Here is a 1,822-nt window from a genome sequence, read left to right as displayed (position 1 = left end):
CGCGAGCAGCAGCGCATATAACGGCAAGGCAACCAGCGACCCCCAGGTGCCCGGCGCCTTGGGGGCAAGACCGGATCCAAAGCCGAAAGCCAGAAAATGCGCCGGATGCGAGCAAACAAAAGCCCAGTCAGGTTTACGCAAAATGGTCATACCCCTTTTTGTCGAGCGGGCACGCGCGCCCGTCTTTGTCCAGCAAGCAAGCGCCGCTGCCTGCCTTGATGCGCCCGATACGGCTAAGCGCCACATCACACTGCGCGGCGATATCGGCCAGCGTCTCACGGGCACTAGCCGGCGCAGTAAAACACAGTTCGTAATCATCGCCACCGGCGGCAATCAGCGCCGCATGCTCGCCACGGCGCGCCGCAAGCCAGGGGTGGGTCGGCAGGGCTTCCAGTTCGATTTCGCCCCCCACCCCCGAGGCCGCAAGGATATGCTCCAGATCTCCCATCAAACCGTCGGATACATCCAGCGCCGCATGCGCGACCGTGCGTAGCGCCAGACCCAGCGCTACCCGCGGTTCGGGCCGCTCCAGGCGCTGCAGGCATTCGTTCAGGACATCCTGAGGTACATCTTTTACCCGCCCCAGTCGGCAGGCCAGTGCCAGCGCGGCCTCACCCAGCCGGCCACTCACCCAGATATCGTCACCCGGTTGCGCGCCCGAGCGGCGCAGTGCCATACCCTGTGGCGCCTCGCCCATGATAGTCACCGACAAAGTCAACGGGCCGCAGGTGGTGTCCCCACCGACCAGCTCAACACCGAAACGCGCCGCCAGATCAAAGAAGCCGCGGGCAAAGCCGGCCGCCCATGCCTCATCGACTTGCGGCAAGGCCAGCGCCAGCAATGCCCAGCGCGGCGCGGCGCCCATGGCCGCCATATCGGACAGATTCACCGCCAGCGCCTTGTGCCCCAGGCTTACCGGATCAACATCGGCAAAGAAGTGCCGCCCCTGCACCAGCATATCGACCGAGACATGCAAAGCACAACCGGGCGTCACCTGGATAATGGCGGCATCGTCGCCCACGCCCAGCACGGCCTGAGGTGTTGCGCGGGTAAAATGGCGGCGTATCAATTCGAATTCGTTCATATATCCCTCCTGCCACTAGCAGACGCAAAAACACCCGCCGCAGCGGGTGTCAGTCAGGCAGGCCTGATTGCTTAGTCGGCGCGGCGGCGCGACTTCTGGCTGGCGACCTCGTCGGCGCGCACTTCGGCGGCCAGATTGTCCAGTACACCATTGACAAACTTGTGACCATCGGTGCCACCAAAGGTCTTGGTGATTTCGATCGCTTCGTTAATGATCACAGGATAAGGCGTTTCCGGATGCTGGGTCAGCTCCAGCGCGGCCATCAGCAGCACAGAGCGCTCGACCGGGCTCACTTCTTCGGCACTGCGCTCGTGAAAGCGGTCGACCAGAATGCCCAGTTCCTTGGCATCTTTGACTACACCGTACAACAAGGTGCGGAACAGCGCTTCGTCAGCCTTGACGAAGTAATCATTCTCGCGCAAATGCTTTTCAATCAGGGAAGCCGGGCTTTCCTGATTCAGATGCCACTCGTAAATGCCCTGAACGGCAAATTCGCGGGCGCGGCGGCGGGCGGTTTTCATCGGTTATTCCTTGTAAAGAACGGGCGCGGCAGGTATTCAGCCGCGCAAGGCTTTTTGTAGATTGGCCATTTCCACGGCCACGCGAGCAGCATCGCGGCCTTTTTCTATCATGCGCACTTCAGCCTGCTCGTCGGTTTCGGTCGTAAGAACGGCATTGGCAACTGGCACGCCGGCATCAAGGCCAACACGTGTCACGGCGGCTCCGGACTCGTTGGAC

General features: G+C 61.9%; 3 protein-coding genes and 1 pseudogene. All 4 read right to left on the bottom strand.

Translation table 11 applies throughout. The annotated features are described in order from the left end of the window. A pseudogene (locus tag EGI20_RS18060) lies at positions 1-150 on the bottom strand (phosphatidylglycerophosphatase A); the annotation flags it as partial. Next, positions 134-1,084: a thiamine-phosphate kinase gene (thiL, locus tag EGI20_RS18055; protein ID WP_498632463.1), complete on the bottom strand. Its 951-nt coding sequence runs from the start codon at positions 1,082-1,084 to the stop codon at positions 134-136. The gene thiL and the pseudogene EGI20_RS18060, both read right to left, overlap by 17 nt. Before the next feature lie 71 nt (positions 1,085-1,155). Then, a complete protein-coding gene (gene nusB, locus EGI20_RS18050) occupies positions 1,156-1,605 on the bottom strand; it encodes a transcription antitermination factor NusB (protein WP_160796359.1) in 450 nt (149 codons plus the stop codon). Between the two features lie 36 nt (positions 1,606-1,641). Further along, a partial coding sequence (locus EGI20_RS18045; RefSeq protein WP_498633079.1) for a 6,7-dimethyl-8-ribityllumazine synthase occupies positions 1,642-1,822 on the bottom strand: 181 nt, incomplete at its 5' end.

Source organism: Aquitalea sp. S1-19 (genome assembly GCF_024343515.1).
Note: the sequence above shows the minus strand (reverse complement) of the source record. Positions and strands in the feature narration are given on the sequence as shown.